Source organism: Mycobacterium sp. TH-M25 (assembly GCF_057473665.1).
In genome coordinates this window covers 1-4,949 of the sequence record NZ_JBYCLA010000326.1, presented here as the reverse complement: position 1 = coordinate 4,949, position 4,949 = coordinate 1, and the positions used below count along the sequence as shown (strand labels likewise).

General features: G+C 64.1%; 4 protein-coding genes and 1 pseudogene. 3 read left to right on the top strand and 2 right to left on the bottom strand.

All coding sequences use genetic code 11. From position 1 onward, the window contains the following. Window positions 1-1,021: acetyl-CoA C-acetyltransferase (locus AC2VOU_RS10975; protein WP_486957404.1), on the bottom strand; the 1,021-nt coding region annotated here is incomplete at its 3' end. Between the two features lie 213 nt (window positions 1,022-1,234). Between AC2VOU_RS10975 and AC2VOU_RS10970 the strand changes: the two genes are divergently transcribed. Further along, entirely contained in the window at window positions 1,235-2,428 is a 1,194-nt protein-coding gene (locus tag AC2VOU_RS10970; RefSeq protein WP_486957403.1) for a pyridoxal phosphate-dependent aminotransferase, read from the top strand. Here the strand turns inward: AC2VOU_RS10970 and AC2VOU_RS10965 are convergent. Then, entirely contained in the window at window positions 2,421-2,876 is a 456-nt protein-coding gene (locus AC2VOU_RS10965) for an SRPBCC family protein (RefSeq protein WP_054879376.1), read from the bottom strand. The genes AC2VOU_RS10970 and AC2VOU_RS10965 overlap by 8 nt on opposite strands. A 253-nt stretch (window positions 2,877-3,129) precedes the next feature. On the opposite strand from AC2VOU_RS10965, the pseudogene AC2VOU_RS10960 reads away from it, so the two are divergent. After that, window positions 3,130-4,186 (top strand): annotated as a pseudogene (locus tag AC2VOU_RS10960) (IS3 family transposase). A 583-nt stretch (window positions 4,187-4,769) separates the two neighbouring features. Then, on the top strand, window positions 4,770-4,949 hold a 180-nt coding region (locus tag AC2VOU_RS10955; RefSeq protein ID WP_486957402.1), incomplete at its 3' end, for a hypothetical protein.

Below are 4,949 nucleotides of genomic sequence, written 5' to 3'. Positions count from 1 at the left end.
GATCCTTCTGGAACTTCAGCACCACCGACGCGAACGCCTCGTTCAGCTCGAACAGGTCGATGTCGTCAACCGTCAACCCGGCGCGGTCGAGCACCTTGCGGGTGGCGGGGGTGGGACCGGTCAGCATGATGACCGGGTCGGCGCCGCTGGTGGCGGTGGCCACCATGCGCGCCCGCGGGGTCAGGCCCTGCGACTTCCCGGCAGCCTCGCTACCGATCATCACCAGGGCCGCTCCATCGACAATCCCCGAGCTGTTGCCGCCGGTGTGGACGTGGTTGATCTTCTCCACCCAGTGGTATTTCTGCAACGCGACGTCGTCGAAGCCGCCCATCGCCGCCAGGCCCTCGAAAGCCGGCTTCAGCTTGCCCAGGCCCTCCTTGGTGGTGTCGGGCCGCATGTGCTCGTCGTGGTCGAGGATCAACAGGCCGTTCTGGTCGCGGACCGGTACCACGGACTTGGCGAAGTAGCCGCCCGACCATGCGGCCGCGGCCTTCTCCTGGCTGCGCAGCGCGTAGGCGTCGACGTCGTCACGGGAGAAACCCTCGATGGTGGCGATCAGGTCGGCACCGATGCCCTGCGGGACGAACATGACGTCGTAGTTGGTCGCCGGGTCCAGGCCCATGGCGCCGCCGTCGGATCCCATCGGAACCCGGCTCATCGACTCCACACCGCCGGCTAGGACCAGGTCGTCCCAGCCGGAGCGCACCTTCTGCGCGGCGGTGTTGACGGCCTCAAGCCCCGATGCACAGAACCGGTTGAGCTGCACCCCGCCGGCGGTGACGGGCAGGTCAGCGGCCAGCACCGCGGCGCGGGCAATGTCGCCACCCTGGTCACCCACCGGTGAAACGCAGCCCAAGATGACGTCGCTGACCAGGTTCTCGTCGAGGTCGGGGTTGCGTTTGCGCAGCTCCTCAATCAGCCCGACGACTAGGCTCACCGGCTTGACCTCGTGCAACGATCCGTTCTTCTGCTTACCGCGAGGGGTGCGGATGGCCTCGTAGATGAAGGCTTCTTCGGACATGTCGGCTTCCTGTTCGCAAAAAAAGGGGGTTTAGATCCGTCTTAAAGACTAGGTCCAGTACAGGCACACTAACAGGGGGTTCGGCCAACCTGTTGGTTGGGCAAGGCTTTGCTGGTCAGACGGCTGAACGTGAAGCTACGCGCACGTTCGGAGCCGAACGTGAAGCTGCGCGCACGTTCGCGGCGCAGCCCGCACACAATAAGCTCGGCCATCATGACGGTGTCGCGACTACGGCCCTACACGACCACGGTGTTCGCCGAAATGTCGGCTCTGGCTGCGCGCATCGGTGCAGTAAACCTCGGGCAAGGCTTTCCCGACGAGGACGGACCGCCGGCGATGCTGAAGGCCGCGCAAGACGCCATCACCGGCGGAGTCAACCAGTACCCACCGGGGATAGGCATCGCTGGGCTGCGGCAGGCCATCGCCGCGCAACGCCAGCGGCATTTTGACATCGAGTACGACCCCAACACCGAGGTGCTGGTGACGGTTGGGGCCACCGAGGCCATCGCGGCGGCGGTGATCGGCCTGATCGAACCCGGCTCAGAGGTAGTGCTACTCGAGCCGTTCTACGACTCATATTCGCCAGCGGTGGCGATGGCCGGCGCGAATCGGGTAGCCGTACCTCTGGTACCCGATGGCCGCGGCTTTGCGCTGGATGCCGACGCATTGCGACGGGCGCTGACACCTCGGACCCGCGCGTTGATCGTCAACTCACCGCACAACCCCACCGGCGCGGTGCTGAGCGCAACCGAGTTGGCCGAGATAGCGGAGATCGCCGTGGCGGCAGACCTGTTGGTGATTACCGATGAGGTATATGAGCACCTGGTGTTCGAGGACCGAAAGCACCTGCCGCTGGCCGGCTTTGACGGCATGGCCGAACGCACGATCACCATTTCCAGCGCGGCTAAGATGTTCAACTGCACCGGCTGGAAGATCGGGTGGGCCTGCGGCCCATCCGATCTCATCGCCGGGGTGCGGGCCGCAAAACAGTACCTGAGCTACGTCGGCGGCGCGCCGTTTCAGCCGGCGGTGGCCCTGGCGCTGGACACCGAGGACACCTGGGTGGCCGCGCTTCGGAGTTCTTTGCAGGCCAGACGCGATCGGCTGGCGTCGGGACTGACCGAGATCGGCTTCGAAGTGCACAACAGCTACGGCACGTACTTCCTTTGCGCCGACCCGCGTCCGCTGGGTTACGACGACAGCGCGGCATTCTGCGCAGCCTTGCCGGACAAGGTCGGCGTAGCCGCCATCCCGATGTCGGCATTCTGCGATCCGGCAGCCGAGCACGCTGCAAAACAAGCCGACGTGTGGAATCACCTGGTGCGCTTTACCTTCTGCAAACGCGACGACACCCTCGACGAGGCGATCAGGCGACTCTCCGCGCTCGGGAACGGATCCACTACGTAGACCCCTCCGCACGGTCCCGACTCATGACGAAGTCCCGCAAGCCTTCCGTTGCGGCTTTGAGGACTTTCTCGCGACCTCGATTAAGCAGAAACTCCGGCAGCGGCGCCGACGGCTCTATGGTGATAGCGAAACGCACCCGCGTCTTGTCCTCCCCCTCCGGTCGCAGGGTGTACTCGACGTGCTGGCCGTGCTGATGAGAAGTCTTGTGGGCGTCCCACACCAGCCAGTCAGGTCCCCAGTGGAATTCGAGCAGTTCCCGATCGGCGATCCCGATCACTTTGACCGCGACCTTGACATGGTGCGGCCGCCCGTCGGGATAGGTGTCGATGACTTCAGCCTTCTTGTGCACCGACGACCACAACGGCACCGAGCGGACATCAGCTAGCGCATCCAGAATCACTTCCAGGGAGGCATCAATGATGATTTCTCGCGCTGCTTGTACGGCCATCGGTACAAAGTTAGCAATCCGATTTCGTTTATCCGATAGTCGCCGGGAAATTCAGGGGCCGCGAGCAGTCAACGATCGGCTTCCCGCAGCAAAAAAATCAGCCATCGCGTTCCTGGACCGGCCGGTTCCTTAAAACCCACTTGCGTAGCCCGTCGGTCACGGCATCTAGCACGATTGGCGTGTTCCCGTGACTGAGACCGGGAGGTTTTAGAGTCCTATGGCCTGATGTCGGGCTGGAAGGACGATGAAACACGTGGCTGGTCGGAAGCGGAATTCCGCGGAGGACATTGTGCGCAAGTTGCGCCGCGCGGATGAGCTGGCTGTCGAGGGCAAGACCGGCGAGGAGATCACCGCCGAACTGCAGGTGTCGCCGGCGACGTTGTACAACTGGCGGCGCACCCGAGCTGGAGAAGGACGCGTTGCGGGAGGTCGCGAAGGGACAATTCTGAGCCCAGCTGCCAAGCGACGCGCCGTGGACATGCTCACGGACACGTTGAGCATGTCGGAGCGGTTGGCGTGCAAGGCCGTTGGGCTGGCCCGCTCCACCTACCGCTGCCTGCCGACGGCGCAGACACCGAATGATCCCGACGCCGAGATGCGGACCTGGCCGCGCTCCTACACCACCAAGCACCCCTGCCACGGGTTCCGCCGTATCTGGGCGGCGTTGCGCTACGACGAGCACCGTGAGGTCCATAAGAAGATCCACCGGCTGTGACGCAAGGAAGGCCAGCAGATCAAGGTGGTCTCCCCGCGCAAGCGGGCCGGGATCTCCTCGGTCCCGCCGGTGGAGGCCGATGCCCCGAACGTGGTGTGGGCAATCGACTTCCAGTTCGACTCCACCGTCGACGGCAGGGCCATCAAAATCGCCTCGATGATCGACGAGCACACCCGGGTCTCACTGCTGAACCTCGTGGAACGTTCAATCACCGGCGAACGCCTGGTCGACGAGCTCAAGAAGGTCTTCGCCGACAACGGCGGCCCACCGAAAGTGCTACGTCTGGGACAACGGCCCGGAGATAGTTTCCCAAGCGCTGCAACGGTTCTGCGAGAACAAGACCGGGATGGTGTACATCCCGCCAGGCTGCCCGTGGGACAACGGCTACATCGAATCCTTCAACAACCTACTCAGGAAGGAGTGCCTCAACCGCAACCACTGGAACACCCTGTTCGAGGCCCGCGTGGTCATCGGCGACTTCAAGCAGGAACACAACCACCGACACCACCACTCGGCACTGGGCTACCGCACGCCGGCCGAGTACGCTGCGGCGTGCAGGTGCACCCACACCCCGGTGGACTGCAGCATCAACTGAGAACGGATCAAACCAACCCGACTCTAGATCGGATAGACTCAGCAATGGGGACTCACCAGAAGAGGTGATCGGCAACGGCTCAGCACAGCCACCCCGGTCTCATCATGCGTCGATCCCAGGTGCTCGATCTTGCGTGACCCGCGCCGCGAAGACCACACGACCTGTACCGCCGTGGCCCCGAGGACGTCTTCACCGTGCGCACATACGCCACCCAGGCACCCTACGGGCCACCGGCTAGTGCACAAATCCGCACCAGGAAACAACGAATACCCAGCTCACAGCCCTACAGAATCGCCGGGCCGTCGCCAGTGATAAAAGGTTGATGGATGTGTTGCGGCGCCATCTGGCCCGGATGGTCCGCCGCCCAACTACATCCTTACCCGGCCAGCGTTTTCGCCACCTGACACCTGACGCCACTGCACCGCCGGAAACGATCCCGTTCCTGGTGGCGAACTGCCCCATGCTTGCATGGGCGTAGCACCTTGTCCCCGTCGAAGGGCGGGCGGTACAGCACCAGCGTCTGGCAGCGCGCCGGCCCGTCCGAGCATGTCGGCGCCCACTCCCCGCACGGGCAATCGACGATATGCGCCAGCTCGCCCGCCAACTCGCCGACGACAACCTCGGCAGCGGGGATGAGCTGTGCCACGATCCAACACCGCTAGCCGTTGCGAAAACACTCATCCGGCAACCGTATTCGACATCACGTCGCCCGTCGCTCGCCAGGGGTGCCTATCTCTTGCGCGGGCCGTCGCCGCCCCGCACT